At 76.9% G+C, this 26571-nt stretch carries 20 protein-coding genes and 1 pseudogene; 11 read left to right on the top strand and 10 right to left on the bottom strand.

The genetic code is table 11. The features are described from left to right. Positions 1-36: 36 nt before the first annotated feature. Positions 37-939: a virginiamycin B lyase gene (locus ACFVU7_RS17155; RefSeq protein ID WP_388045743.1), complete on the top strand. Its 903-nt coding sequence runs from the start codon at positions 37-39 to the stop codon at positions 937-939. On the opposite strand, the gene ACFVU7_RS17150 is transcribed toward ACFVU7_RS17155, so the two are convergent. From ACFVU7_RS17150 to ACFVU7_RS17140, 3 genes are read right to left on the bottom strand one after another with little or no spacing between them, the layout of a single operon-like run. Beyond that, complete coding sequence (locus ACFVU7_RS17150; RefSeq protein ID WP_049661076.1) at positions 930-1487, bottom strand: GAF domain-containing protein; 558 nt, start codon at positions 1485-1487, stop codon at positions 930-932. The genes ACFVU7_RS17155 and ACFVU7_RS17150 overlap by 10 nt on opposite strands. Continuing rightward, entirely contained in the window at positions 1471-2328 is an 858-nt protein-coding gene (locus ACFVU7_RS17145; RefSeq protein ID WP_375873655.1) for a S8 family serine peptidase, read from the bottom strand. The genes ACFVU7_RS17150 and ACFVU7_RS17145 overlap by 17 nt, the downstream gene beginning before the upstream one ends. Continuing rightward, on the bottom strand, positions 2325-5441 hold the full coding sequence (locus tag ACFVU7_RS17140; protein ID WP_388045740.1) for an adenylate/guanylate cyclase domain-containing protein: 3117 nt from the start codon (positions 5439-5441) through the stop codon (positions 2325-2327). Before ACFVU7_RS17140 ends, ACFVU7_RS17145 begins: the two co-directional genes overlap by 4 nt. Positions 5442-5862: 421 nt before the next feature. On the opposite strand from ACFVU7_RS17140, the gene ACFVU7_RS17135 reads away from it, so the two are divergent. From ACFVU7_RS17135 to lanKC, 3 genes and pseudogenes are all read left to right on the top strand, one after another. After that, positions 5863-6039 (top strand): hypothetical protein, encoded by a 177-nt coding sequence (locus ACFVU7_RS17135; protein ID WP_158077737.1) that lies wholly within the window; start codon positions 5863-5865, stop codon positions 6037-6039. A gap of 210 nt (positions 6040-6249) precedes the next feature. Further along, positions 6250-7519 (top strand): annotated as a pseudogene (locus ACFVU7_RS17130) (MFS transporter); the annotation flags it as partial. Between the two features lie 34 nt (positions 7520-7553). Further along, positions 7554-10100 (top strand): class III lanthionine synthetase LanKC, encoded by a 2547-nt coding sequence (gene lanKC, locus ACFVU7_RS17125; protein ID WP_388045738.1) that lies wholly within the window; start codon positions 7554-7556, stop codon positions 10098-10100. 16 nt (positions 10101-10116) lie between these two features. On the opposite strand, the gene ACFVU7_RS17120 is transcribed toward lanKC, so the two are convergent. Then, positions 10117-12045, bottom strand: coding sequence for a BTAD domain-containing putative transcriptional regulator (locus ACFVU7_RS17120; protein ID WP_388045735.1), 1929 nt, complete (start codon positions 12043-12045; stop codon positions 10117-10119). Positions 12046-12642: 597 nt separating this feature from the next. On the opposite strand from ACFVU7_RS17120, the gene ctaD reads away from it, so the two are divergent. The 4 genes from ctaD to ACFVU7_RS17100 all read left to right on the top strand — a co-directional run bounded on the left by ctaD (position 12643) and on the right by ACFVU7_RS17100 (position 16603). Further along, the gene (gene ctaD / locus ACFVU7_RS17115) at positions 12643-14448 is read left to right on the top strand and encodes a cytochrome c oxidase subunit I (protein WP_079272337.1); all 1806 of its coding nucleotides are present in this window, start codon (positions 12643-12645) and stop codon (positions 14446-14448) included. 121 nt (positions 14449-14569) lie between these two features. Continuing rightward, a complete protein-coding gene (locus ACFVU7_RS17110; protein ID WP_388045733.1) occupies positions 14570-15103 on the top strand; it encodes a hypothetical protein in 534 nt (177 codons plus the stop codon). 158 nt (positions 15104-15261) lie between these two features. Continuing rightward, positions 15262-15981, top strand: a complete 720-nt coding sequence (locus tag ACFVU7_RS17105) for a response regulator transcription factor (protein WP_074003716.1) — start codon at positions 15262-15264, stop codon at positions 15979-15981. Positions 15982-16138: 157 nt separating this feature from the next. Beyond that, on the top strand, positions 16139-16603 hold the full coding sequence (locus ACFVU7_RS17100) for a pyridoxamine 5'-phosphate oxidase family protein (protein WP_388045731.1): 465 nt from the start codon (positions 16139-16141) through the stop codon (positions 16601-16603). Positions 16604-16609: 6 nt separating this feature from the next. On the opposite strand, the gene ACFVU7_RS17095 is transcribed toward ACFVU7_RS17100, so the two are convergent. Both ACFVU7_RS17095 and ACFVU7_RS17090 read right to left on the bottom strand, forming a co-directional pair. Continuing rightward, positions 16610-17191 (bottom strand): TetR/AcrR family transcriptional regulator, encoded by a 582-nt coding sequence (locus tag ACFVU7_RS17095; protein WP_388045729.1) that lies wholly within the window; start codon positions 17189-17191, stop codon positions 16610-16612. Next, positions 17188-18333: a saccharopine dehydrogenase gene (locus ACFVU7_RS17090; protein ID WP_049659242.1), complete on the bottom strand. Its 1146-nt coding sequence runs from the start codon at positions 18331-18333 to the stop codon at positions 17188-17190. Before ACFVU7_RS17090 ends, ACFVU7_RS17095 begins: the two co-directional genes overlap by 4 nt. A 38-nt stretch (positions 18334-18371) precedes the next feature. On the opposite strand from ACFVU7_RS17090, the gene ACFVU7_RS17085 reads away from it, so the two are divergent. After that, on the top strand, positions 18372-19211 hold the full coding sequence (locus ACFVU7_RS17085; protein ID WP_049659241.1) for an alpha/beta fold hydrolase: 840 nt from the start codon (positions 18372-18374) through the stop codon (positions 19209-19211). Positions 19212-19277: 66 nt separating this feature from the next. Here the strand turns inward: ACFVU7_RS17085 and ACFVU7_RS17080 are convergent, their stop codons facing one another. After that, complete coding sequence (locus ACFVU7_RS17080) at positions 19278-20975, bottom strand: GAF domain-containing protein (RefSeq protein WP_074003842.1); 1698 nt, start codon at positions 20973-20975, stop codon at positions 19278-19280. A 389-nt stretch (positions 20976-21364) separates the two neighbouring features. Between ACFVU7_RS17080 and ACFVU7_RS17075 the strand changes: the two genes are divergently transcribed. Continuing rightward, positions 21365-22225, top strand: coding sequence for a universal stress protein (locus tag ACFVU7_RS17075; RefSeq protein WP_375873659.1), 861 nt, complete (start codon positions 21365-21367; stop codon positions 22223-22225). A 210-nt stretch (positions 22226-22435) separates the two neighbouring features. After that, positions 22436-23446, top strand: a complete 1011-nt coding sequence (locus ACFVU7_RS17070) for an Acg family FMN-binding oxidoreductase (RefSeq protein WP_388045727.1) — start codon at positions 22436-22438, stop codon at positions 23444-23446. A 75-nt stretch (positions 23447-23521) separates the two neighbouring features. Here the strand turns inward: ACFVU7_RS17070 and ACFVU7_RS17065 are convergent, their stop codons facing one another. Genes ACFVU7_RS17065 through ACFVU7_RS17055 form a run of 3 tightly spaced genes read right to left on the bottom strand, consistent with a single transcriptional unit; the run spans position 23522 to position 26459 of the window. Continuing rightward, the gene (locus ACFVU7_RS17065; protein ID WP_380781124.1) at positions 23522-24007 is read right to left on the bottom strand and encodes a copper chaperone PCu(A)C; all 486 of its coding nucleotides are present in this window, start codon (positions 24005-24007) and stop codon (positions 23522-23524) included. Beyond that, positions 24004-26301, bottom strand: coding sequence for a heavy metal translocating P-type ATPase (locus tag ACFVU7_RS17060; RefSeq protein ID WP_388045725.1), 2298 nt, complete (start codon positions 26299-26301; stop codon positions 24004-24006). The genes ACFVU7_RS17065 and ACFVU7_RS17060 overlap by 4 nt, the downstream gene beginning before the upstream one ends. Then, positions 26298-26459, bottom strand: a complete 162-nt coding sequence (locus ACFVU7_RS17055) for a hypothetical protein (protein WP_158077736.1) — start codon at positions 26457-26459, stop codon at positions 26298-26300. The genes ACFVU7_RS17060 and ACFVU7_RS17055 overlap by 4 nt, the downstream gene beginning before the upstream one ends. Positions 26460-26571: the final 112 nt, after the last annotated feature.

Below are 26571 nucleotides of genomic sequence, written 5' to 3'. Positions count from 1 at the left end.
GCGAGCATCGCTAATGCGATTTGAGTCGCGATAGTGATGCGGAGGGGTTGCGTGGAACTGTTCGAGGTGGCCGAGGCGGGGGCCGGGCCGTACGGGGTGGCCGTGGGGCCCGACGGGGGCGTGTGGTTCACCCTGGTGCACGCCGGGGAGATCGGGCGGCTGGCCGCGGACGGGACGGTCGAGCGCTTCGGCCTCGGCGCGCCGGAGTGCGGGCCCGCGGTGATCACGGCGGGGCCGGACGGGGCGCTCTGGTTCAGCCGGATGCGGGACCACCGGATCGGGCGGATCACGGCGGACGGGACGGCGACGTCCTTCGCGCTGCCGACGGAGGAGGCCGGGCCGTACGGGATCGCCGCCGGGCCCGACGGGGCGCTCTGGTTCACCGAGCTGAACGCCGGCCGGATCGGGCGGATCACCGTGGCGGGTGAGGTCACGGAGTTCCCGTTGCCGCTCGTCGGGGCCTTCCCGTCGCTGGTCACGGCCGGGCCGGACGGGGCGCTGTGGTGCACGCTCAACCAGGCCGACGCCGTCGCCCGGATCACCGTCGACGGCCGGGTGACCGTCCACGGGCTGCCCACCGGGGGCACCGCGCCGGTCGGCATCACCGCCGGGACGGACGGCGCGCTCTGGTACGTCGGCATCGGCGGCGGGCTGGTCGGGCGGATCACCGTGGACGGCGAGGTGACCGAGTACCCGCTGGCCGACCGCGCGGCCCGCCCGCACGCGATCGCGGCCGGGCCGGACGGCCGGCTCTGGTTCACCGAGTGGGGCGCCGGCCGGATCGGGGTGCTCGGCCCGGACGGGCGGCTCGGCGGCCACCCCCTCCCGGGCGGGGGCGCCGAACCGCACGGCATCGCCGTCGCCCCGGACGGCACGGTGTACGCGGCGCTGGAGCGCGGGCAGCTCGCCCGGCTGGACGGCGCGCCCGGTCAGGGCTGACGGCGCAGCAGCTCCTCCAGGTCGGCGAGCAGGCCGAGGGCGGCGGCCCGGTCGGGGGCCGGCTCCGGGGCGGGGGAGCGCTCGGCGATCACCCGCAGGGCGGCGGCGGCCTGACGGGCGAACATGGCCAGCAGGTCCAGCTCGGGCAGGCTGGCGCGGGCCTGCGGGGCCGGGTCCAGCACCTCCAGGACGCCGAGCACCCGGCTGCCGTGGGTGAGCGGGGCGGCCATCAGGGCGGTCGGGACGTACGCGGTGGACTCGGCGAAGTCCCGGTCGAAGGTGCGGTTGGCGCCCAGGTCGTCCACCACCATCGGCTCGCCCGAGGCGGCCACCCAGCCGGCGATCCCCCGGCCGGCCGGGAAGCGGCGGCCCACCAGCGACTCCTCGCCCCGGCCGGAGACGGCCTGGAAGACCAGCTCCCCGGCCGCCTCGTCGAGCAGGCACACCGAACCGGCCTGGGCGCCGAAGATCGCCCGGGCGACGTCCACCACGGACTGGAGCAGCTCGCGGGCCAGCGGGTCGACGGCGGGGTCAGTGCTGAGGGTCATCGGGCGCCTCCGGGGTGGGGGTGGAAGGGACCTGGACGTTGGCCGCGGTGAGGTAGAGCGCGCTCTTCAGCTGGAAGGTGGTCAGCCTCGGCCGCCGGGACAGGATGCGGGCGCAGAGCCCGGCCACGTACGGGGTCGCGAAGCTGTTGCCGGTGGTGCGGATGGTGGCGCCGCCGAGCCAGGGCACCCGGACGTTCTGGCCGGGGGCGAAGAACTCCACCGGCGGCGCCGGGTTGTACAGGTGCAGCTCCGGGTCCTCCTCCTGGTGGCTGCCCACCGAGATGACCGAGGAGAAGCGCCACGGGTAGCTCTCCACCGGGGTGTTGTGGGCGGAGGCGACGATCGCGGTGCGGGCGAAGAAGGCGTCGTCGGCGATCGCGTGCAGCTGCTCCAGGAAGCGGGTCCGGGTGGTGGAGAGGCTGAGGTTGACCACGTCGAAGCCCTGCCCGACGGCCCAGCGCAGCCCGGCGATCAGCATGTCGCCGGTGCCGGTGAAGCGCTCGCCGAGGACCCGGACGCTGTAGAGCTCGCAGTCCGGGGCGGTGCGGCGGATGATGCCCGCGCAGGCGGTGCCGTGCCCGCAGGTGTCGCCGGCGCTGTCGGGGCGGACGGTCAGCTCCCGGGTGACCGGGTCCTTGACCACCGCCCAGGAGCCCTGCACCGGCCCGACCAGCGGGTGGTCGGGCTCGATCCCGGAGTCGACCACGCAGACCCGGACGCCCTTGCCGGTGCCCCCGGCGTCGGATGCCCCGGCGTCGCTGGCGACGGCGTCGGCGAGCACCGGGAGGTCGGCGGGGGTGCGGTCGCGCAGGCTCCAGGTGAGGCCGGCCGGGCCGCTCACCGGGTGCCCCCGAGCCGCTCGGCGCGCCGAACGCCCGGCAGGTGGCCCTTGGCGGCGAACCGGTCCCGGGCGGTGGCGGCGGCCGCCGCGGCCTCGGCGGGGCGGTCGAGCAGCAGCAGGGCGTGCGCCCGGTCGAGCGCGGTCAGCGCCTGGAGCAGCAGCGACTCGGTGGCCTCGGCGGCGGACAGGGCGGCGGCGGTCAGGTCCAGCGCCGGCGCGGCCTCGCCCCGGGCGGCGGCGAGCCGGCCGCGCAGCGCGTCCAGCTCGATCGCGAGCACCGGCGGTAGCGCGGCGACGGCGTCCGCGCCGTCCAGGTGCCGGGCGGCCTGGGCCGGGCGGTCGGTGTCCAGCAGGACCCGGGCGGTGGTCAGGGCGAGGCGCGGCAGCGGGGCGGCGCTGCCCTGGTGGCGGGCGATCTCGGCGGCGTCGGCGAGCAGGTCCAGCGCCTGGCCACCCTGCCCGAGCGCGGCCGCCGCCTGGGCGGTCAGCGCGGGCAGCGCGATCATCGCCTCGGCCAGCGACAGCTCCCCGGCCAGGCCGTTGGCCTCGGCGAGCAGCAGCTCGGCCTCCTCGGGGCGGTCGCGCAGCGCCAGCAGGACGGCCAGCGGGCCGTTCAGCGCGACCCGGACGGTCCGCCGGCCGGTGCCGTGCTCGGCGAGCAGGGCGCGCAGCCGGAAGGTCGCGTTCGGGACGGGCTCGGGGCCGGCCAGCAGCGAGGCGGCCAGCGCGGCCAGCACGGCGGCCCGGTCCAGCTCGGCGTCGGTGCGGGCGACCTGGCCGAGCGCCCGGTCCAGCAGCTGCTCGGCCTCGGTGTGGCGGCCGGCCAGCAGGTGCTCCTCGGCCAGCCGCAGCCCGGCCCGGGCCTGGCCGAGGTCGTCCCCGGTGTCGGTGAACAGCGGCAGCACGGCCCGGGCGGTCGCGGCGGGCTGGTCCTGGCCGGGCGGCAGGCCGCGGGCGGCCAGCGCGAGCCGGGCGTGCGCGGCGTCCAGCGGGTCGGCGGCCGCGTCCCGCACCTGGGCGAGGACGGGCAGCGCCTCCTCGGCGCGGCCGAGCGCCAGCCGGGCCTCGCCGAGGCGGCGCAGCACCGGGCCGGTGGCGCGCTCGCCCGGGTAGTGCAGCCGCACCGCGCGCTCCAGCAGGTCGGTGGCGGCGGGCAGGTCGGCGCGGGCCAGCGCACCGGCCCCGGCGGTGCCGAGGGCGGTGGCCGCGCGGGTGCGCAGCACGTCGGTGCGGGTGTCCAGCAGGCCGAGTTCCAGCCGGTAGCGGTGGGCGCGCTCCAGGTGGCCGCCGACGGCGGCGTCCCCGGTGGAGCGGACGGCCGGCAGGTCGGCGGCGCGCTCGTGGCGCTCGGCGCGGGCCCGCTTGGACATGGACTGGTAGACCGACTCCTGGACCAGGCCGCTGCTGAACCGGTAGCCGGTGCCGGTCGGTTCGACCAGCCGCAGCTCGGCCAGTCGGGCCAGCGCGGCGTGCAGCCGCGGCGGGGTGTCGTCGACCCAGGCGGACGGGCCGGCCGGCAGGCCGTCGATCGGGCCGGTGAAGACGTCGTCCTGCGGGTCGGCGAAGGCGTCCTGGTCGCTGCCGCCGTGGGCGAGTTCGGCGAGTTCGGCGGCGGTGAAGGCGCGGCCGAGGACGGCGGCGAGGTCGAGGGTGGCGCGCTCGTCGCGCTCCAGCCCGTCGATCTGGGCGCTGAGCAATGCCCGTCCGGTGGGCGGCAGTTCGTCCGTCAGTGCGGGGCCCTCGGTCTCGGTGAGGGCGGCCAGCAGCTCCTCCAGGTGCAGCGGGTTGCCCTCGGCGCGCTCCAGCAGCCGGGTGGGCACCGCGTCCTGGTGAGCGCTCAGCTCGGTCAACTGGGCTGCCAGCAGGGCGGATTCGTCCCAGGAAAGGCCGCCGACCGGCAGCGTCGGCAGCTCCGGGCGGGCGGCCGGGAGCTCGGGGCGGGTCAGGCAGAGCAGCAGCACGGGGGCCGCGCCGAGTTCGGCGGCCAGCCGCTCGACGGCGTCCAGCAGCACCGGGCCGGCCCACTGGCAGTCGTCCAGGACCAGGACGGCCGGGCGCTCGACGGTGCGGCCGCGCAGGATCGCGGCCAGCAGCTCCAGTGAGCGGCCGGCGTCGATGCCCGGCGCCGTCGCCTCGTCCAGCCGGGCCAGAGCCTCGGCGGGGGCGGCGCCCTCGGGCTCGTCCAGCAGGGTCCGGACCGCCTCGGCGAGCGGCGCCAGCACGCCCTGCCCGCCGAAGCTGCGGCAGCGGGCGGTGCCGCAGCGCGCGGTGCGCCGGCCGACCCGCTCGCGCCAGTCGCGCACCAGCCGGGTCTTGCCGATGCCCGCCTCGCCGGCCACCAGCAGCAGCTCGGCCCCCTGGCCGCCCGCCACCCGGGCCAACGCGGAGTCCAGCAGGGCCAGTTCGCGCTCCCGGCCGACCAGTGGGACGTCGAAGCGGCGCAGCAGCTCCGGGTCGTCCTCGTCCAGGCCGACCAGGCGGTAGGCGGTGACCGGCTCGGCCTTGCCCTTGAGGTGCAGCGGGCCGACCTCGTCCACCTGGGCGGCCGGGCCGGCCGCGCGCAGCGTCTGCGGGCCGATCAGCACCTGGCCGGGGGCGGCCCGGGTCTGCAGCCGGGCGGCGATGTTCACGGTCTCGCCGGAGATCAGCGCCTGGCGCGCCGAGGCGTCCGAACCCGCCACCACCTGGCCGGTGTTGACGCCGATCCGGACGTCCAGCCGGACGCCGAGGGTGGCGTCCAGCTCGGTGTTGAGGTCCTCCACGTCCTCCAGCATGGCGAGCGCGGCGGCCAGCGCCCGGTGGGCGTCGTCCTCGCGGATCACCGGGACGCCGAAGACGGCCATCACGGCGTCCCCGATGAACTTCTCCAGGGTGCCGCCGTGCGCCTCGATCCGGTGGTGCATCCGCTCGAAGTAGCGCAGGACCACCTCGCGCAGGGTCTCCGGGTCGAGCGCGCCGGACAGGGCGGTGGAGTCGACCAGGTCGCAGAAGACCACCGTGACCAGCTTGCGCTCCTCGGCGGCCAGGTCGAGGGCGGCGGCCCGGGGGGTGCCGCAGGAGGGGCAGAACTGGTCGTTGGTGCCGACGAGTTGGGCGCAGAGTGGGCAGGGCATGGTGGCCGTCCTTCGGTCGTCCTTCGCGGTGCGGGGCGTGCGCGGCGAAGCGGAACGGGTGTGCGCGGCGGGGCGGTTGGCGCGGCCCGGTGGTGCGGGCCGGCCGGTGGTGCGGGGCGTGCGCGGCGGGGCGGTGGTACGGGGGCGCGAGCGTTCCGGGCCAGGGTCGCGGGCGCGGCTTCGGGCCCGGTTCGGGAACGCCTGGTAGGCGGTATGGCCGCAGGTGGGACGGGGTGCGGCAGCCTCCCGGGCGGGCCCGCCCGGGGCCCGGCGGGCCGGCGCGGCCGCTCCGACCTGCGGCCATACCGGTTTCCAACCGGCCCCGAAGCCGGGCGCAGGCGGCTCGGGCCACGGTGGTCGGCAACGGCGGGCAGCCGCCCGCCGGAGCCGTAACCACCCCCGTGCGGAAGGGAGTTCGACCATGGCCGAGAACATGGAGCAGCAGAACGTCGGCGAGAGCGGCGAGGAGACCCCGGAGGTCGAGGCGCACGTCGCCAACATCCTGGACCTCCAGGCGATGAAGGTCCTGAGCGAGTCCTCGGACGGCCTCTGCTTCAGCCTGATCAGCTACGTCCACGGCGCCGAGACCACGGTCTGACCGGAGCCCGGACACCGGGCCGTGCGCGGGGGCGGACGCACCGCCGCCCCCGGCCGCCGGCCGCCGGTTCCCGGTCACTGGTTCACCGGTCACCGGTCACCGGTCACCGGCAATCGGTCACCGCAAGGCTTCCGGGGCGGTCCCGCCGAGACGGGGCCGCCCCGGCCCGATCCGCACCCCCGGGTGCCCCGCCGACCACGGAGGACGGCCATGGACCCCACCCCGCTCTCCCGCAACCGGGACTTCCGGCTGCTCTGGGCCGGCGGCCTGCTGGCCTCCCTCGGCTCCCAACTCGCCTCGATCGCCCTGCCGTTGCTGGTCCTGCGGGAGACCGGGTCGGCGGCCCGGGCGGGCGCCATCGGCACCGTCTCGGTCGGCGCGCTGCTGATCACCACGCTGCCCGGCGGGGTGCTCGCCGACCGGATCGAGCGGCGCCGGCTGATGCGGATCTGCGATGTCCTCAGCCTGCTCGCGGTCGCCGCCCTGGTCGTCGCGGTGCTGCGCGGGCACACCCCGCTGCCGCTGGTGCTGCTGGTCGCCGCCGCCGGGGCGCTGATCTCCAGCGTCTACGGGCCGGCCGCCGGCGCCCTGCTGCGCGCGGTGGTGCCCACCGGGCAGGCCCGCGAGGCCTCCTCCCGGATGCAGGCGCGCGGCGCCGCCGCCCGGCTGGCCGGACCGCTCGGCGGCGGGGCGCTGTTCGCCTGGCACCCGGTGCTGCCGTTCCTCGCCGAGGGCGTCGGCCTGCTGCTGTCCACCGTCTGCGTGGCGCTGATCCGGACCCGCGCGAAGCCCGCCACGACGGGCGGACCGGCGTTCAGCCGGGCCGAACTGACCGCCGGACTGGCCTTCCTCTGGCACCGGCCCTACCTGCGCACCCTGCTGCTGGTCTTCGGCCTCGGGATGAACTTCGCGTTCAGCGCGCTGATGTTCACCACCCTGGCCGTCGCCTCCGACGGCGGCCGCTCCGGCCTCGGCGGCGGCACCGTCGTCTCCTGCACCGCGGCCGGTGCCCTGGCCGGCGCGCTGCTCGCCCCGAGGCTCGCCGCCCGGGCCCGCGACGGCAGCCTGGTCGCGCTCGCCTGCTGGGCCTGCGCGCTCACCGCCGGGGTGCTGGTGCTGACCAGGGCCCCGCTGGTGATCGGGCTGCTCTGCGCCGTCTGCATGTGCCTGTCCACCGTCGCCAGCATCGGCTTCGTCTCCGGCATGCTGACCGCCGCGCCGCCCGACCGGATCGGCCGGGTGCAGAGCGCGGCCGGCTTCCTGTCCACCCTGGTCCAGCCGTTCGGCCCGCTGGCCGGCGGCGTCCTGCTCGGCTCGCTCGGCGGCACCCGGACCTTCGCCCTGCTGGCCCTCGCCATCGCGCTCTGCGCGGCCGTGGTCACCTGGGCGCCGCCGGTCCGGCGCGGACCGGTGCTCAGCCCCGCCGTCTGACGCACCGCCCGCCGAGGCGCCGCCCACCGAGGCACCGCCCGCTCCCGGACGACCCCGGAAGACTTCGGAACAGGAGGCCCACGATGGCCGACGTCCACGAGACCCAGCTCTACTGCCTCGCCGACCCGACGTACTACGACACCCCCGGACGGCTGCGGGACGGGGACAGCCGCTACCCGCTGGGCCTCGGCGAGCCGCCCGAGGGCTGGCGGCGGGAGCAGCGCGGGCTGTGGACGGTGCTGCGGCCCGACGGCGGCCGCCTGCCCGAGCAGGGCTGGAAGCTGCACGTGTCGGCGGCGCAGGACGGCGCCGAGCGGACGCTGGCCGTCGTCGCGGGGATCTGCACCGCCCGCCGGGTGGCGTTCAAGTTCCTGCGCAGCCCGGCGGCGCTGCGGGTGGCCAACGGCAAGTACGCGGGGCGCGGCGGCAGCGGCAAGTTCGTCACCGTCTACCCGGCCACGGACGGTGAATTCGTCTCCTTGGCAGAGGAGTTGGCCGAGGCGCTGGACGGCTTCCCCGGGCCGTACGTGCTCACCGACCTGCGGATCGGCGACGCCCCGGTGTACGCCCGCTACGGGGCCTTCGTCGAGCTGTGGTGCCGGGACGCGGAGGGCAGGACCGTCCCGGCCCTGCGGGACCCGGCCGGCACGCTGGTGCCGGACCCGCGCGAGCCGGCCTTCCGGCTGCCCGCGTGGGTCGAGCCGCCGGCGGCGCTGCGCCCGCACCTGGCCGCCCGGGAGGCGGCCGGCGGGGAGCTGCCGTACCGGATCGTCGAGGTGCTCCAGGTCTCCAACGCGGGCGGGATCTACCTGGCCGAGAAGCACGGCACGGGCGAGCGGGTGGTGCTGCGCGAGGCCCGCCCGTACGCCGGGCTGGACGGCACCGGGGCGGACGCCCTGACCCGGCTGCGGCGCGAGCGGTGGGCGCTGGAGCGGCTGGCCGGGCTGGCGTGCGCGCCCCGGCTGCACGAGGTGCGCACGGTGTGGGAGCACACCTTCCTGGTGCAGGAGCACATCGAGGGCGTCCAGCTGTTCGCCGAGGCGATCCGGCGCTACCCGCTGGTGCACCAGAACTGCACCGCCGAGCAGCGCGCCGCGTACGCGCGGTGGGTGGGCGGGGTGGTGGACGGGCTGGCGGAGGCGCTCGACGCCCTGCACGCGCGGGGCGTGCGGTTCGGGGACCTCCACCCGGCCAACGTGGTGCTCCGGCCGGACGGGTCGGTGGTGCTGGTGGACTTCGAGTACGCGGCCGAGCTGGACGACCGGCGGGTGCCGACGGCCGGCGCCGCCGGGCAGCATGTCCCGCCCGGGCTGGGCGGCGCCGAGGCCGACCGCTACCTGCTGTGGGCCACCTGGCTGATGCTGCTGATGCCGGTGATGGAGCTCGCCGACTGCGACCCGGGCAAGCTCCCGGCGCTGGAACGGCGGGCGCGGGAGTGGTTCGGACTGGGGCCGGAGGAGGGGCCGGTGCGGCCCGCGGCGGTGGCGCGGGTGGAGTCGGCGAGCGAGCGGCGCGGCCGGGAGCTGCTGGCCGGGCCCTCGCTCGACCCGGTGTGCCGGGAGCTGGTCGCGGGCATCCACGCGGGCGCCACCCCGGACCGCCCGGACCGGCTCTTCCCCGGGGACGTGGCCGGCTTCGCCGACGGCGGGACGGGCGTGTCGCACGGCGCGGCCGGGGTGCTGTACGCGCTGCACCGCGCCGGGGCCGACTGGCCGCAGGAGTACGCGGACTGGCTGGTCGCGGCGGTGCGCCGACGGGCCGACCGCCCGGCCGCCGGCGGGCTGTACGACGGCCCGCTCGGCATCGCGCTGGCGCTGGCCCGGATCGGCCGGACGGAGGCGGCCGAGGAGCTGGCCGGGCGCGCCCGTACGGCCCTCCCGGCGCGCGCGGCGGGCCTGTTCGGCGGCCGGGCCGGCGCGGCGCTGGCCCGGCTGCGGCTGGCGGACGCGCTGGACAGCCCCCGGGAGCTGGCCCACGCGCTGGACGACGCACGGGAGTTGGCCGCGGTGCTGGGCGGCGGGCCGGTGCCCGGGCTGGACGAGCCCGCGGCCGCCGGGCTGCTGTACGGGCTGGCGGGCGTCGCGCTGCTCCAGCTGCGGCTGTACCGGCGGACCGGGGAGCGGTGGCTGCTGGACTCCGGGCGGGTGGCGCTGGAGCGGGCGGTGGCGCGGTGCGTCCGGGTGCCCGACGGGTCCGCGCAGGTGCTGGAGTCCGGGCGCAGGCTGGCCTACCTGGACCGGGGCAGCAGCGGGATCGCACTGGTGCTGCGGGAGTACCTGGAGCACGGCGAACTGCCGGGCGGGGAGGCCTTCCTGGCCGACGTGCGGAAGGTCTGCGCGCCCGGGTTCATCCGGGAGCCGGGGCTGTTCCGGGGCCGGGTCGGGCTGACGCTGGCGCTGGACCGGCTGGGCGGGGCGCCGGCCCGGGAGGCGGTGCTCGGGCAGGTGGGCCGGCTCCAGTGGCACCTGGTGGCCCGGCCGGAGGGGCTGCTGGTGCCGGGGATGCGGCTGCGGCGCTTCTCGGCGGACCTGCACACGGGGGCGGCCGGGGTGCTGCTGGCGCTGTCCGGGCTGACGGAGGGGCGCGGGGCGGAGCGGGCGGACGTGCTGGACCTGCTGACCCTGGGGTGAGCGGGGCCCGGGGCTGTCACACGGGTTCCGGGGACCGCGCGGGCGCCGCGACGGCGGTCTGCGGTGCCCCGACGGCGGTCTGCACCGCCCGCTCCCGGGCGTGCAGATGGGTCAGCCGGGGCAGGGCGTACAGCGCGGCGTGGGCGGTGACCTCGCCGGTGGGGGAGGTGACCGCCCCGGTGTCGGTGAGCGCCTCCAGGGTGCGCAGGGCGAGCCGCTCGGGCCGGCCGAGGGCGGCGGCGGCCTCCGGGAGGGTGAAGAGCAGGGCGAGCGGCAGGGCGGCGAGCCGGGCCAGGGCGAGCCGGCCCTGGTCGGTGAGGTCGCGCCAGCCGGAGTCCAGCCGGGCCCGGACGGTGACGTCCCCGGCAACCAGTTCGTCCAGGGCGCCCGCCGGGTCCTCCAGCCGGGCCGCGTACTCGGCCAGCGGGAGGTGGCGCAGCACGGCCAGCCGGGTGCCCGCGACCCGTACGGCGAGCGGCAGCAGCCCGCAGGCGGCCGCGATCCGGGCGGCGGCCGCGCGGTCGGCGCCGGTGCGTCCGGTGCCGACGATGCGGCCGAGCAGGTCCAGGGCCTCGGCGGGGGCGAGCGGCGGGACGGCGATGCGGCGCACCGAGGCGAGGCCGGCCAGCTGGCCGCGGGAGGTGACCAGGACGGCGCTCGGGCCGAAGCCCGGCAGCAGCTCGCGGACCACGGCCTCGCCGGGGGCGTCGTCCAGGACCAGCAGCAGGCGGCGGCCGGCGAGCGAGGCGCGCCAGAGCGCGGCGGCCCGGGCGGTGTCGGCCCGGGCGGTGTCGGGCTGGGCCGGGTCGGCGGGGCCGGGGGCGGTCCGGTCGGCCCCGGCCGGTGCGGCGCCCGGGCGGCCGGTGAGGGCGGCGAGTTCGGCGAGCACCTCGGGCAGCGGGCGGGCGGCGCCGTCCTCGGTGCGCAGCCGGACCAGTACCCGGCCGTCCGGGAAGCGGTCGGCGAGCAGGTGGCCGGCGTGTACGGCGAGCGCGGTCTTGCCGCTGCCGGCCGGGCCGGTGAGCACCGCGACGCGTCCGCCGCCGGAGCCCAACTCGTCGACGAGCTGGCGTAGTTCGTCGGTTCTTCCGGTGAAGTCGGCGGTGTCGGCGGGCAGCAGGGAGCCGCCCGGGCCGGTGCCGCGGTCCGGGCGGGCGGCGGTGGGCAGGGAGCGGCCGCGGGCGAGCAGTTCGCGGTAGCGGGCGGTCAGCGCGGGGCTCGGCTCCAGGCCCAACTCGCGGGCGAGCAACTGGCGGTGGGTGTCGTAGACGGCGAGCGCCTCGGCCTGCCGGCCGGAGAGGTGGAGGGCGTTCATCCGGGCGGCCTGGAGGCGCTCGCGCAGCGGGTGGCGCTCGGCGAGTTCGGCCAGGTCCTCGGCGACGGCGCCGGCGTTGCCGAGCTCCAACTCGGTCTCCGCCCAGTCCTCGTGGACGCCCAGGCAGCGGGCCTCCAGCCGGTCGGCCTCCGCCGCGACGGCGGGGGAGCGGCGCAGGTCGGCGAGCGGCGGGCCCTGCCAGAGGTCGAGGGCCTGGCGCAGCAGCCGGGCGGCGGGGGCGAGCGCCCCGCCGTCGGCGGCGGCCCGGCCGGCCCGGGCGAGGGCCCGGAACCGGAGCAGGTCCAGCTCGGGCTCGGCGACCCGCAGCAGGTAGCCGGCGGCCGAGTGCGACAGCCGGTCGGGCCCCTCCTCGCGGCCGAGCAGGGTGCGCAGGGTGCAGATGTAGACCTGGAGGTTCTTCCGGGCGGTGCGCGGCGGCTCCTCGGGCCAGACCGCGTCGGTGAGCAGGTCGACCGGGACGGCGGTGTTGGCGCGGCTCAGCAGGACGGCCAGGACCAGCCGCTGCTTCAGCGGGCCGAGGGCCAGCGGGCGGCCGCCGGCCTCGCCGGTGAGCGGGCCGAGGACGGCGAAGCGCAGCCGGGTGGGGGTGGCGGGCTGGGCCAGGGGCATCGGCGTACCTCCGAGGCGTGGGCGGCGGCAGTGCGGCGGTGTAGCAGGTGGTGGGGGGCGTGCGGTGGTGGGCGCAGGCTACTTGACGGCCGATCGGCGCTGAAGGCCACGGAATCGACCGGCTTCGGTCACATCGGCCGCACAACCGGGGTGCCGGAAGCTGGGATCGACGGGGGGTTTCGTACGACTGTGCGGACGGCGTTCCGGCAGGTCGAGCCGGGTGGCGGGAGCCGGCCGGACCGGGCGGACGGACGCCGCGCGGGGCGCCGCCGGACGGGTGCGCGGGGCGGTGGGGAGGGGCGCGTTCCGGCGGTTCTCGACCGGGGCTCAGCGCCGCGGCGAGCGCGGCCCGAGCGGGCGGCGCGGTCGCGGGCGGCGGCCCGACGGCCGGTCAGGAGGCCGCGGGCGAGCGGACGGCAGGCGGTGGGCGAGCGGACAGGAGGTCCCGGTCGCGCGGTCGGGAGGTCCCGGTCGGGGGCCGGGAACTCGGGCCCAGCGGCCCCGGACGGGCGGGCCGAAGGGCCCTGGGGTGCGGAGGCGGCCTGTTCGGATCATGGAGCGCCACCCATTCGCACGACGTTCCGAAGGAGTGCGTCCTTGAGCGCCACCCAGGCACAGGGCGACCCCACCTCACCGCCGACGACCCTCCCCGCAGGGGCGGTCAGGGCCAGGAGGCCCGGTTCGGCCCTGGTCAGACTGCTGACCACCACCGACCACAAGACGATCGGCACCATGTACCTGGTGTCCTCGTTCGCGTTCTTCCTGATCGGCGGCATCCTCGCCCTGGTCATGCGCGCCGAACTCGCCCGGCCCGGAACGCAGATCCTCTCCAACGAGCAGTTCAACCAGGCGTTCACCATGCACGGCTCGGTGATGCTGCTGCTGTTCGCGATGCCGCTGTTCACCGGCTTCGCCAACTGGATCATGCCGCTCCAGCTCGGCGCGCCGGACGTCGCCTTCCCGCGGCTGAACATGCTGTCCTACTGGCTGTTCATGTTCGGCTCGCTGATCGCCGCGGCCGGCTTCGCGACCCCGCAGGGCGCCGCCGACTTCGGCTGGTTCCTCTACGCGCCGCTGTCCGACGCGATCCACTCGCCCGGCGTCGGCGCCGACATGTGGATCATGGGCGTGACGCTGTCCGGCTTCGGCAGCATCTTCGGCGCCGTCAACTTCATCACCACCATCATCTGCATGCGCGCGCCCGGCATGACCATGTTCCGGATGTCCATCTTCTGCTGGAACGTGCTGCTGACCTCGGTGCTGGTGCTGCTGGTCTTCCCGGTGCTGGCCGCCGCGCTGCTGGCGCTGGAGTGCGACCGCAAGTTCGGCTCGCACGTCTTCGACCCGGCCAACGGCGGGGCGATGCTCTGGCAACACCTGTTCTGGTTCTTCGGCCATCCCGAGGTGTACATCCTGGCGCTGCCGTTCTTCGGCATCGTCTCGGAGGTCATCCCGGTCTTCAGCCGCAAGCCGATGTTCGGCTACTCCGGCCTGATCGCGGCCACCATCGCGATCGCCGGCCTGTCGGTGACGGTGTGGGCGCACCACATGTACGTCACCGGACAGGTACTGCTGCCGTTCTTCTCCTTCATGACCTTCCTGATCGCCGTCCCGACCGGTGTGAAGTTCTTCAACTGGGTCGGCACCATGTGGAGGGGCTCACTGAGTTTCGAGACCCCGATGCTCTGGACGGTCGGCTTCCTGGTCACCTTCCTCTTCGGCGGCCTGACCGGCGTGCTGCTCGCGGCCCCGCCGATCGACTTCCACGTCTCCGACTCGTACTTCGTGGTCGCGCACTTCCACTACACGCTGTTCGGCACCGTGGTCTACGCGATGTTCGCCGGCTTCCACTTCTGGTGGCCGAAGATGACCGGCAAGAAGCTCGACGAGCGGCTCGGCCGGATCACCTTCTGGACCCTGACCGTCGGCTTCCACGCGACTTTCCTGGTCCAGCACTGGCTGGGCGCCCAGGGCATGCCGCGCCGCTACGCCGACTACCTGGCCTCGGACGGCTTCACCACCCTGAACACCGTCTCGACCATCGGCTCGTTCCTGCTCGGCCTGTCGATCCTGCCGTTCCTCTACAACGTCTGGAAGACCGCCAAGTACGGCGAGAAGGTCACCGAGGACGACCCGTGGGGCTGGGGCCGCTCGCTGGAGTGGGCGACCTCCTGCCCGCCGCCGCGGCACAACTTCGTCAAGCTGCCGCGGATCCGCTCCGAATCCCCGGCCTTCGACCTCCACCACCCGGACATCGCGGCCCGGGACGTCCTGGAGCACAGCGGCAAGCCCGCCACGCACCTGGGCGACGTGGAGCCGGCGAAGTACGACCGGCCGCTGAGCCGGGCCGACCGGGCGCGGGTGGCGTCCGCCTCCACCGACTCGCCCTCCTCGGACGGCTGAGTCCGCTCCCCCCGAACGCCGTCCCCGCCCGCGTCGCTGCCCCCGGGCGGGCGGGGACGGCCCCGTCCGCTCCGCTCCTCACCCTCCTCACCAACCCCTTCGTGACCAGGAAGGCCGGGTCGTGAACCACACCGTTCTCGCCATCGGCACCGCCGCCCTCACCGCGAGCGGCTGTGTCTGGTACCTGCCCGCCATCGCCGACCTCCAGGCCGGCGCCGACCGGCCCCGCTCCACCCGTACGGCCGCCGCGGCCTGCGTGCTCTGGTGGGCCGGGCTCGCGCTCGCGGGCGGGCTGCTGCTCGTCCTGTCGGACTGGCGGCCCGCCGCCCAGATCGCGCTCGCCGGACTGGTGGGCGGCGCGGCGCTGCGGGTGCGGGCCCTGGTGGACCGCCGCCGGGAGGTACGGGAGACGGCGGTCCGCTGGGCCGCCCTGGACGCGGGGCCCGCCCCGCGCTCCCAGCGGCCGCCGGCGCTGGCCCTGGCGGGCTGGCTGGTGGTCGGTGCGGCCGTCGCCCTGCTCGGAGCGGCGGCCATCCTGCTGTCCGGCGGCGGCGAGGTCGTGCCCCGGGTGGTGCTCGCGGCGGTCAGCGGCGCGGGCGTCGCGCTCGCCTTCCTGCTGATGGGGCTGGGGAACGTCCGGCGGCAGGGGCGCTGAGGGCGCCCGGACCGGCCCGGTCGAGGTCGGGGCCCGTACGGGCCCTGCGGCCCGGTCCGAATGGGGCCGTTGGGCCCTGGGCCCGCGGCCGGTCGCGGGGGGATGATGCCCTGGGCCCCGCTGGGAGTGTGCGGGGGTGACGAAGGTGGAGCCGCGTGATGGCGACCAAGACGGAGGGTGCCGAGGCTTCGGCACCGGTCCGGGTGTTCCTGCTGGACGACCACGAGGTGGTGCGCCGCGGGGTGCACGACCTGCTGGACGGCGAGCCGGACCTGGAGGTGGTCGGCGAGGCGGCGACGGCCGAGCAGGCGCTCGTCCGGGTGCCGGCCCTGCGGCCCGACGTGGCCGTGCTGGACGTCCGGCTGGGCGACGGCGACGGCGTCTCGGTCTGCCGTGAGCTGCGCTCGCGGATGCCCGGGCTGGCCTGCCTGATGCTGACCTCCTTCGACGACGAGGAGGCGCTGCTGGACGCCGTGATGGCGGGCGCCGCCGGGTACGTGCTCAAGCAGATCAGCGGGACCGACCTGGTCGCCGCCGTCCGCACCGTCGCCTCCGGGCGCTCGATGCTCGACCCCGGCGCCGCGACCCGCCTGCTGAACCGCCTGCGCAGCGACGCCGAGCCCGCCCAGCCGGTCACCACCGGACCGGGCCTGACCGTGCGCGAGCAGGAGGTCCTCGAACTCATCGGCGAGGGCCTGACCAACCGGCAGATCGGCGAGCGGCTCTACCTCGCCGAGAAGACCGTCAAGAACCACGTCTCGCGGCTGCTCGCCAAGCTCGGCGTCGAGCGCCGGGTGCAGGCGGCCCTGATCGCCACCGAGCTGCGCCAGGCCTCCGCCGCCCCGCAGCCCTCCGTGCTGCGCTCCGGCCGGTACTGACCCCGGGCCCTGCCCGGCGGGTCCTCCGGGTCCCGTCGGGCAGGGCCGTGGGCCGTGGGGCCCGGGGCCGACGGCCCGCCGGGCGGGGCCCTCGCCGGGCCCCGCCGGGACCATCGGCCCTCGCGGCCCGGCCCGGGCCCGGGCGAGCATCGCTCGCATGAACCGCGACCACGTCCCGTCTCCCCGGCCTGTCCCGTCCCCCCGGCCTGTTCCGTCTCCCCGGCCCGTCCCGCACGACCGCCCCGTCCCGGCCGACCGTCCCGACCTTCCGGAACTGCGCGAACTCGACCGGAAGCGGTCGCTGGAGCTGCTGGCCCGGGCCGAGGTCGGCCGGGTGGTCTACACCGTGGACGCCCTCCCGGCCGTCCTGCCGGTGCCGTTCCGGCTGGCCCCCGGCGGTGTGCTGCTCTCGGCCCCGGCCGGCTCCGAACTGGCCCGGGCGGTGGACGGCGCCGTGATCGCCTTCGAGGCCGACGAGGTGGACGGCCGGGACGGCTCCGGCTGGTTCGTCACCGTCCTCGGCCGCGCCCAGGTCCGCCCGGCCACCAGGGCGGCCGACCCGGGCGGCACGGTCCGCATCCGCATCCGCCCGGAACTCGTCATCGGCCGCCGCCTGGCCTGAAAGGGCCTACGGGCCCAGCAACGCCCCGGCGGTGCGCAGGAGTTCGGCGTCCGCCGCCGCGTCCGCGGTGCCGGCCAGGCCGGAGCGGAAGAGCGAGGCGCCCTCGATCAGCATCACGAACACCCGGGCGCGGGACCGCCGTTCCTCCTCCGTCAGGGCCGGGCGGCGTTCGGCGAGGAAGCAGGCGACCAGCTCCTGGTAGCGGTCGTAGAAGGCCCGGACGGCGGCGGCCACCGAGGGGTCGCGGGCGGCCAGCGCCCACAGTTCGGCGAACAGGCGGACCAGGCGCATGTCCTGCTGCTCGGCGAGCAGTTCGCGGAGCAGGGCGTCCTCGTCGCGGCCCGGGTCGAGCAGCGGCGTGAGCCGTTCCACCGAGCGGGCGAGGACGCGCTCCAGCACGGCGGCCACCAGCTCGGCGTGGGTCGGGAAGTAGTGCTGGAGGTGCCCGAGGCGGACGCCCGCGGCGGCGGCCACCGCCCGCATGGACAGCTCGCCGCTGCCCGTCGTGACCAGCAACTCCTCCGCCGTGTCCAGCAGTTGCTCCCGCTTCTGGGCACCCTTGCCGCTCAGGCCCCGGACGCTGCTCATGCCGCCGCCTCCGTGCCGCGCGCTCCGTCCGCCGCGGTGACCGTGACGGTGACGCCGAGGGCCGCCAGGTCCTCCAGTACCCGCCCGGGGCGCGGGGTCTGCTCCGGGAAGGCCACCCCGGCGGGCGGCGGGGCGCCGTCCGTGCCGAGCGCCCGGCGCAGCGCCAGCAGGGCGCCGACGGCGGTGAGTCTGGCCTGGCCGGCCCGGTCCTCGACGGTGGCGGTGAGGGTGCGTCCGCCGGAGGTGACGTCGGTGCGCAGCAGGGCGGTGCCGCCCTCGCCGGGGGAGTAGAGCAGGGCGCGGCGGGCCGGCTCCCAGCGGTCGCCGCGGCCCCAGCGGAAGAAGCCGGCGTGCCGGGCCGCGAGCAGGGCGGTGGTGGAGGAGCGCGAGCTGAAGCCGATCCGGGTGGCGGCGGTGGTGGTGCCCAGGGTGAGCGGGAGGGTGAACTGCTCGGGGGTGTCGATCCCGGCGACCAGCGTCGGGGCGTCGCCGATCCGGACGGTCCGCGGGCGGCTGAGCGGGACGACGGAGCGGCGCCGGCCGTCCTGCACCACCTCGTAGTCGAGCCCCAGGCGGTCCATGAACTCCACCGAGTCGGCGCCGGCCCGGTCCGCGAGGTCCCAGCGGATGGCGGTCTCGATCCGCTCGGCCCCGCCCAGCCGGTCCGCCAGGGCGGCGGCGACCAGGCTGGTCACCCCGCCCATCCAGGCCGAGGAGAGCAGCACCGGGGCGGTCGGGCGCAGCAGGGCGGCGAGCGTGGCGGCCCGCTGGAGCCGGGCGGTCCAGCGGGTGACGTCCACGTACGGGACGCCCGCGCGGACGGCGGCCCGCAGCACCCGGTCGTCCGGGTCGTTGACCACCCCGACCACCGCCCGTACGGCGGCGGTGAACGGCTCGGGGTCGGCGAGGTCCCAGCGGCGGGCGGTGGCGTCGTCCAGTTCGGCGGCGAGGGCGCCGCCGCGCTGCTCGGAGCGGCCGGTGAGCAGCAGCGGCCAGGAGGGGGAGGCGAGCCGGGCGAGTTCGGTGCCGACGGTGCCGTAGCCGCCGACCAGCAGGACGGGGCCGTCGGGGTTGTGACGGAGGCGGTCGGAGGGGAAGGTGGGGTGCACGGGGATGCCGCCGGAAACGGGTTCGGTGCTCATGGAGACAAATATAGGTCACACGACCTAAAATTGTCGTCATGACTGAATCCACTGTTACCGGTTCCACCGATGACCTGTGCTTCTTCGACAGCGGCCACGGCCGCCTCGCCTACCTCGACGCCGGTACGGGCGAGCCGCTGGTGCTGCTGCACGGCGGCCTGCTGGACCACCGGAGCTGGGCGGACCAGCTCCCCGCCCTGCTGCCCGCGTACCGGGTGATCGCGCTGGACACCCGCGGCCACGGCGCCTCCGACAACGCGAGCCGGCCGTTCCGGCCCGCCGACGACCTGGCGGCCCTGCTGCGCCACCTCGGCCTCGGCCCGCTGACGGTGATCGGGCTGTCCATGGGCGGGACGATCGCCCTCGACCTGGCGCTCGAACACCCGGAGCTGGTCCGCGCGTTGGTGATCAGCGGCAACGGCACCAGCGAGTCCGAGTTCACCGACCCGTGGCTGGGCGAACTCGCCGCCGACCAGACCGCGGCCCTCGCCGAGGGCGACGGCGAGGGCTGGATCGACTCCTTCACCCGGCTCGCCTCAGGGCCGCACCGCCGCCTGGACGAGGTCGACCCGGAGGTGGTGCGCAGGCTCAAGGAGATGACCCGGAACACCATTTCCAAGCACACCCCCGACGACCCCCAGTACCTGGTGCCGGTCACCGACACCTGGAAGCGGCTGACCGGGATCACCGTCCCGCTGCTGGCGATCAACGGCGGCATCGACTCGGCGGACCACGTCAACCTGGCCGAACGGGTCGTCCGCACCGTCGTCGACGGCCGCGCGGTGACCGTCGAGGGCACCGGGCACTACCCGAACATGGAGCGGCCGGCGGAGTTCAACGCCCACCTGCTCGCCTTCCTGGGCGCCCTGCGGGGCTGACCGCCCCGCGGCCGCCGCTGGCTCGGCCGCCGCGCGGCGAGGGAGGCCGCGCGGTCCGAGCAGGCCTCAGGACCCGACCGGGGCCTCCCACGCCAGCCGGGTGCCGCCGCCCTCGGCCGGGTCGACGGTGAACGAGCCGCCGACCCGGTCGGCGCGCTCGGCCAGGTTGCGCAGCCCGCTGCGCCGCCCGCCCTCGGGCACGCCGACGCCGTCGTCCGTCACGGTCAGGGCCACCCGCCCGGCCAGCGCGCGCAGCGTCACCTCGACCCGGGACGCCCCGGCGTGCCGGGCGGCGTTGCTGAGCGCCTCGGCGAGGACCGCGACCACGTGCCCGGCCAGCTCCTGCGGCACGTCGGTGTCCAGCAGGCCCTCCATGCTCAGCCGGGGCGCGAAGCCGAGCGGCCCCTGGGCCTCGGTGACCACCCGGGTGGCCCGGGCGCGCAGGCCGCGGTCCGGCTCGCTGTGGGCGCGCAGGCCGAAGATGGTCGAGCGGATGATCTTGATGGTCTCGTCCAGGTCGGCCACTGCCCGGGCCACCCGGTCCGCCGCGGCCTGGCTCTCGATCAGCCGGCCCGCGCTCTGCAGTGTCATCCCGGTCGCGAACAGCCGCTGGATGGCCAGGTCGTGCAGGTCCCGGGCGATCCGGTCACGATCCTCCAGCAGGTTCAACTGCTCGGCGTCGCGCCGCCGTTCGGCCAGCTCCAGGGCCAGCGCGGCCTGGTCGGCGAAGCCCAGCAGCGGGCCCGTCTCCTCCGGCCCGAAGGCCGGCTGCCCCTGCGCCCGGGCCAGCAGCAGCACGCCCCGCCCGTACCCGGCACCGGTGCCCAGCGGCACCGCCACCGCCGCGCCCAGCCCGTCGAAGCGGCCCGCCGGACCGGCCGGGAAACGGGTGTCGGAGGCCAGCTCGTCACTGGTGGCCGGCGAACCGGAGGCGTACGCGGCGCCGGACAGCGTGCCGTCCACCGGCACCGTCACGCCCAGCCGCGCGGAGGGATCGGCGCCGAGTGCGACCTCCACCGTCAGCTCCTCGGCCCGCTCCTCCGGGCCGGCCAGCGCCACCGAGACGTCCGCCAGCTCGGCACCAGAGATCTCCCGGGCCCGGCGGGCGATCAGCTCGACCACCTCCAGCCGCGGCGCCCCCGACAGCAGGCTGCGGGTGATCTCGGTGCTCGCCCGCAGCCAGCGCTGGCGCAGCTGCGCCTCCTCGTACAGCCGGGCGTTGTCGATCGCCACCCCGGCCGCGACCGCCAGGGTCGAGATCACCGCCTCGTCGTCCTCGTCGAAGTCCAGCCCGCCGCGCTTGTCGGTCAGGTAGAGGTTGCCGAACACCTCGCCGTGCACCCGCACCGGCACCCCCAGGAAGGTGTGCATCGGCGGGTGGTTCGCCGGGAAGCCGGCCGAGGCCGGGTGGTCGGACAGCACCGGGCAGCGCAGCGGCCGCGGCTCGCGGATCAGCTCGCCCAGGATGCCCCGGCCCGACGGCGGCGGGCCGATCTCGGCGATCTCCTCCTCGCTCAGGCCCACCGTCAGGAACTGCGACAGGGTGTGCCCGTCCGGCCCGATCACCCCGAGCGCCCCGTACCGGGCGTCCACCAGGTCGGCGGCGGCCTCCACGATCCGGTGCAGCGCCTGCGCCAGGTCCAGCTCACGCCCGACCGCCAGCACCGCCTCCAACAGGCTGTGCACCCGGTTCTGCGTGCCGCGCGCCGCGTCGATCCGCCACTGGAGCTCCTCCAGCAGCTCGTCCAGGCGCAGCCGTGGCATCCGCGCGCCGCCACCCGCCGCGCCGCCGTCCGCTCCGCCCACCGCTGTCCTCCTCGTCGTCCTGCCCTGACCAGCCCGTCCACCGTCCGGACGCACCCCGCCCACCGTCCGGACGGCCCCCGCCGCCCGACCCGACTCGGGTGCCGTCCGACCAGCGGGATTGCCGTGTTCACGGTAGTGCCCCGGTGTCGGTGGCCGGGACGGCGGGGTCGGCCGTAGGCTCCGTCGGGCGGGCCTTTCGTCCCGTCGCGGAGGGTCCTGCGGCCTCTGCCGCCGGGCCGTGTGCGGGTGCCAGGGTGGGGGAGGAGCGGACGGGGCGTCAGAGCGCACCGCGGCCCGCACCGAACCGCCGAGCGTCGACAGCGTGTCGACAGTGTGGAGGAAGAGACATGACGTCAACCGTGCTGGCCGGGGTCGACGGGTCGCCGCAGAGCACCGCGGCCGTTCACTGGGCCGCCGCCGAGGCGGTGCGCCGGGGCGCCTCGCTGCGCCTGGTGCACGCCTGGCCGTGGCTGACCGACGGGGTGTCCTCCTTCGCCGAGTCGGACGACCTGCCCGAGGCCGTCCGCCGCACCCTGGCCGAGGCCGCCGAGGACGTCCGCGGCCTGCACCCGGACCTGACCGTGGAGACCGACGCCGTCCTGGACGCGCCGGTGGACGGTCTGCTGGCCGCCGCCGCGGAGGCGGAGCTGCTGGTGCTCGGCTCGCGCGGCCGCGGCGGCTTCACCGGGCTGCTGCTGGGCTCGGTCAGCATCTCGGTGGCCGGGCGCAGCACCGTGCCGCTGGTCGTGGTGCGCGAGGCCGGAACGGCCGGCGAGAGCGGCAAGGGCGAGGTGGTGGTCGGCGTGGACGCCCACACCCCGGAGCCGGAGGTGCTCGACTTCGCCTTCCGCGCGGCGGCCCTGCGCGGCGCCCGGGTCCGGGCGGTGCACGGCTGGGACCTGCCGCCGGTGTTCGGCTACGCGGGCGGCGCCGTCCCGGCCGCCGAGCTCGGCCAGCTGGAGGCGCTGGAGGCCGAGCTGCTCTCGCTCGCCCTGGCCGGACCGCGCGAGCGGTACCCGGACGTCGAGGTGGTCGAGGACGTGCAGCTCGGGGCCGCCCGCGCCCTGGTCGAGGCCTCCGCGGGCGCCGCCCTGGTGGTGGTCGGCCGGGGCCGCCGCCCGATCGAGTTCGGCCCCCGGCTCGGCCGGGTCGCGCACGCCGTCCTGCACCACGCCGAGGCTCCCGTCGCGGTCGTCCCGCACGGGTGACGGACGCCCGTCCGGTGGATCCGCCCCCGTCCCGATCCACCGGACGGGCCTTTGCCCGCGACGGCCCCCGGCCCGGCCGTCGTGAGGACGGGCCCAAGGGCCCTGTCGTCCGCGCGGCCGGGCGCGCACGCTCGGAAGCAGCGGGACCTCCGGGCCCGTCCTGACCCCGCGGTTGATGCCGAAGCCCAGTGGCTGAAGGAGTGGATCGCCATGACGCTCGACCCGGCTCTCACCCAGATGCTCAGCGCGGCCGACCTGCGCCTGCTCGCCGCCGCCGGCGGCGCGGCGCCGTCGCTGCACAACAGCCAGCCCTGGCGGTTCGTGCCGACCCCGGACGGTCGCGGGCTCGCCGTGTACGCCGACACCGATCGTTCCGTACCGCTGGCCGACCCGGCAGGCGCCGCCGTGCACATCGCGGTCGGCGCGGCCGTGTTCAACCTGCGGGTGGCGGCCGGGCGGCTGGACCGGGAACCGCTGGTCCGGCTGCTGCCGGACGTCGCCGAGCCCGGGCTGCTCGCCGTGCTCGACCTCTCCCGCCCGGCCGTCGCGGAGGCGCCCTTCGGCCGCGACCTCTACCCCGCCATCGCCGCCCGGCACTCCAGCCGCGAGCCCTTCACCCAGCGCGACGTGCCCGAGGCGGTGATCGGCGAGTTGATGGCCGCCGCCCGGGAGGAGGGCGTCACCCTGGCCGCGCTGGAGGAGGAGGGCGTACGGCGGGTGCAGGAGCTCACCGCCGACGCCGAGCGCCGCAACGCCGCCGACCCGGCCAGGTCCGCCGAGTCCCGCGCCTGGCTGCGGCCCGACGACGGCACCGCCGAGGACGGCATCCCGCGGTCGGCGCTCGGCCCGCAGGACCACGACGCCCGGGTGCCGATGCGCGAGTTCGGCGGCCGCCCGCCGGAGGCCCCCGAGCAGCCGCCCTCGCAGCGCTTCGAGGCGCTGCCCCAGCTGTGCACCCTCACCACCCGCGGCGACGGCCCGGCGGACTGGCTGCGCACCGGGCAGGCGCTGGAGCGGGTCTGGCTGCTGGCCACGCTGCACGGCGTCCGGCTCACGGTCTGGCACCAGGCGATCGAGTGGCCGGACACCCGCTGGGCGCTGCGCGACCCGGCCGCTGGGCCGGGCCACGTCCAACTGGTCCTGCGGGCCGGCTACGGCCCGCCCGGGGCGGCCACCCCGCGCCGGGCGGTCGAGGAGACGCTCGGGGAGCGGCCTTCCTGAGCCGATGAGGTCAGGGCGTGTCCCGCGGATCCTTCCGGTCCGCGGGACACGCCCTGACGTTTTCAGCGCGCCCGTTCAGCGCGGCCGTTCGGCCGCCGGCAGCACCTGGGCGGCGAGCCGCAGCGGCGGGCTGTGCCGGAAGGTGAGGGTGAACTCCACCCACTGGCCGGCCCGCAGCGGCGGCGGGTCGGCGATCATCAGGTCCGCGTCCTCCGGGGTCATCCGCAGCTCGCCGCGGCCCGGCACCGGCAGCGCCGGGGCCGGCTCCCAGCGGCCCGCCGCGCCCTGGTGCAGGTGCCGCTTCAGGGTGATCCGGCCGCCGAACTCCCAGCTGGCACCGGTCAGTTCGTCCGGTATGTCGCCCGGGTTGCGGATCGTGAAGAAGGCCGCCGTGGCGGAGGCCGCGCCGGCCGTCGGCAGCAGCACCCAGCCCGGGCCGGCCTCCACCGGACGGTCGCGGCCGGCCCCGCCGAACGCCGTCCACCCGGTGAGCAGGACCAGGGCCAGCGCCGCCGCGCCGACCGGCGGGCCGACCGCCCCGAGACGCTGCCAGGCCTTCACCGTCGTCCTCCCTTGCGCTGTCCCTGTCCCTGTCCCCGCGCCTGTCCCTGTCCCTGCCCCTGTCCCTGGCCCCTGCGCTGTCCCCGCCCCGGTTCCCAGGTGCGCAGCCGCAGGCTGTTGCCCACCACGAGCAGCGAGCTGAGCGACATGGCGACCGCCGCCAGCATCGGGTTGAGCAGTCCGACCGCGGCCAGCGGGATCAGCACCAGGTTGTAGCCGAAGGCCCAGAGCAGGTTGGCCCGGATGGTCGCCAGGGTCTGCCGGGCCAGCCGTACGGCGTCCACCACCGCCTCGATGTCGCCGCGCACCAGGGTCAGCCCGGCCGCGCCGATCGCGGCGTCGCTGCCGGAGGCCAGCGCCACCCCGAGGTCCGCCGAGGCCAGGGCCACCGCGTCGTTGACGCCGTCGCCGACCACCGCGACCGTCCGTCCGGCGGCGCGCAGTTCGGCCACCACCTCGGCCTTGCGCTCGGGGGAGGCCGAGGAGTGCACCCGCTCGATGCCCAGCTCGGCGGCCACCGCCCGGGCGGCGCCGGGGCCGTCCCCGGTCAGCAGTACGGTCTCCAGGCCCAGTCCGCGCAGCCGGTGCAGGGCCCGCCAGCTCCCCGAGCGCACCGTGTCGCCGACCGCCAGGACGGCCGCCGGCCGCTCGTCCAGCTCGACCACGACGGCCGTGCGGCCCGCCTCCCCGGCCTGCGCCACCGCCTCGGCCAGGGCCGGCGGCAGCGCGGCGTCGTCCGGCCGCCCGACCCGGACGGCCCGGCCCTCGACCGTCCCGGACACCCCGAGCCCGGTGGCGGCCGCGAAGCCGGTCACGGCCGGCAGCGGCCCGCAGCGCTCGCGGGCCGCCGCCGCGACGGCCCGGCCGATCGGGTGTTCGGAGCGGTGCTCGACCGCGCCGGCCAATCGCAGGGCCTCGTCCTGCGTGGGACCGTCCGCGGTGATGACGGCGGTCAGTTCCATCCGGCCGGTGGTCAGCGTCCCGGTCTTGTCCATCACCACCGTGTCCACCCGGCGCAGGCTCTCCAGCACCTCCGGGCCGCGCACCAGCACGCCCAGCTCCGCGCCCCGCCCGGTCGCCGCCAGCAGCGCCGTCGGCGTGGCCAGCCCGAGCGCGCACGGGCAGGCCACCACCAGCACCGCGACCGCCGCCGTCACCGCCGCCTGCGGGGCCGCGCCCGCGCCCAGCCAGAAGCCCAGCACGCTCGCCGCGACCGCCAGCACGCAGGGCACGAACACCCCGGCCACCGCGTCCGCCAGCCGCTGCGCCCGCGCCTTGCCGGCCTGGGCCTCCGCCACCAGCGCGGTGATCCGGGCCAGTTGGGTGTCCGCGCCGACCGCCGTGGCCCGCACCACCAGGGCGCCGCCCACGTTCACCGTCGCGCCCGCCACCCGGTCCCCGGGGCCGACCTCGACCGGCACGCTCTCCCCGGTCAGCAGGCTCAGGTCGAGCGCCGAACCCCCGTCGACCACCACCCCGTCGGTGGCCACCCGTTCGCCCGGCCGCACCACGAACTCCTGCCCGGGCAGCAGCAGTTCGATCGGCACTAGGCGCTCCTCGCCGTCCGCCCCCCGCAGGCACACCTGCTTGGCGCCCAGCTCGGCCAGCGACCGCAGCGCGGACCCGCTGCGCCGCCGCACCCGGCCCTCCAGCAGCCGCCCGGCCAGCACGAACAGCGGCACGCCGACCGCCGCCTCCAGGTACACGTGCGCGGTGCCGCCGCCGTCGGCGGTCAGCGAGAACGGCATCCGCATGTCCGGATCGCCCGCCCCGCCGAGGAACAGCGCGTACGCGGACCAGCCGAAGGAGGCCACCACACCCAGGCTGACCAGGGTGTCCATGGTCGCCGCCGCGTGCCGCAGCCCCCGCAGGGCGCGGAGGTGGAACCCGGCCGACCCCCAGGTCACCACGGGGACGGCGAGCGCGAAGCAGACCCACTGCCAGGCGGTGAACTGCGCCGACGGCACCATCGACAGCACCAGCACCGGGACGGCCAGCAGGGCGGTGACCAGCAGCCGCCACCGCTCGTCCGGCTCCTCCGCCGCCACCCCGACCGGCGCCCCCGCGGGCAGCGGCTCGGCGGTGTAGCCCGCCCGCTCGACCGCCGCCACCAGCTCCGCGACCGGCACCCCGGCCGGGTGCAGCACCCGGGCCCGTCCGGTCGCCAGGTTCACCCCGGCCGTCACCCCGTCGATCCGGGCCAGCCGCTTCTCCACCCGGCCCACGCACGCCGCGCAGGTCATCCCGCCGACCGCCAGATCGGTGGCGACCACGGGCTCGGCGACGGCGCTCACCGCATCCCGCCCATGCCGTGCCCGTCCATCCCGGGCGACGCGCCGCCCCCGCTACCGGGCCGCAACCCGGGCGCGACCGGGCCGACCTGGCGCCCCACCCCGTAGGCCACCACGAACACCACCACCAGCAGCAGGACGAACCCCGCCAGCACACTCAACGGCCGGACTCCCGGCGACTTCGCACTCACCCCCCAGCAGTCGGACGGGCGACGCGGTTGGTTCCCGTACGTTCCGGAACCGGTTCCCGTACGTTCCCGAACCGGCGGTGCC

The sequence above is a fragment of the Kitasatospora sp. NPDC058046 genome, from assembly GCF_042885595.1.
Classification (GTDB): domain Bacteria; phylum Actinomycetota; class Actinomycetes; order Streptomycetales; family Streptomycetaceae; genus Kitasatospora.
This window is presented reverse-complemented; position numbering and strand designations above follow the sequence as displayed.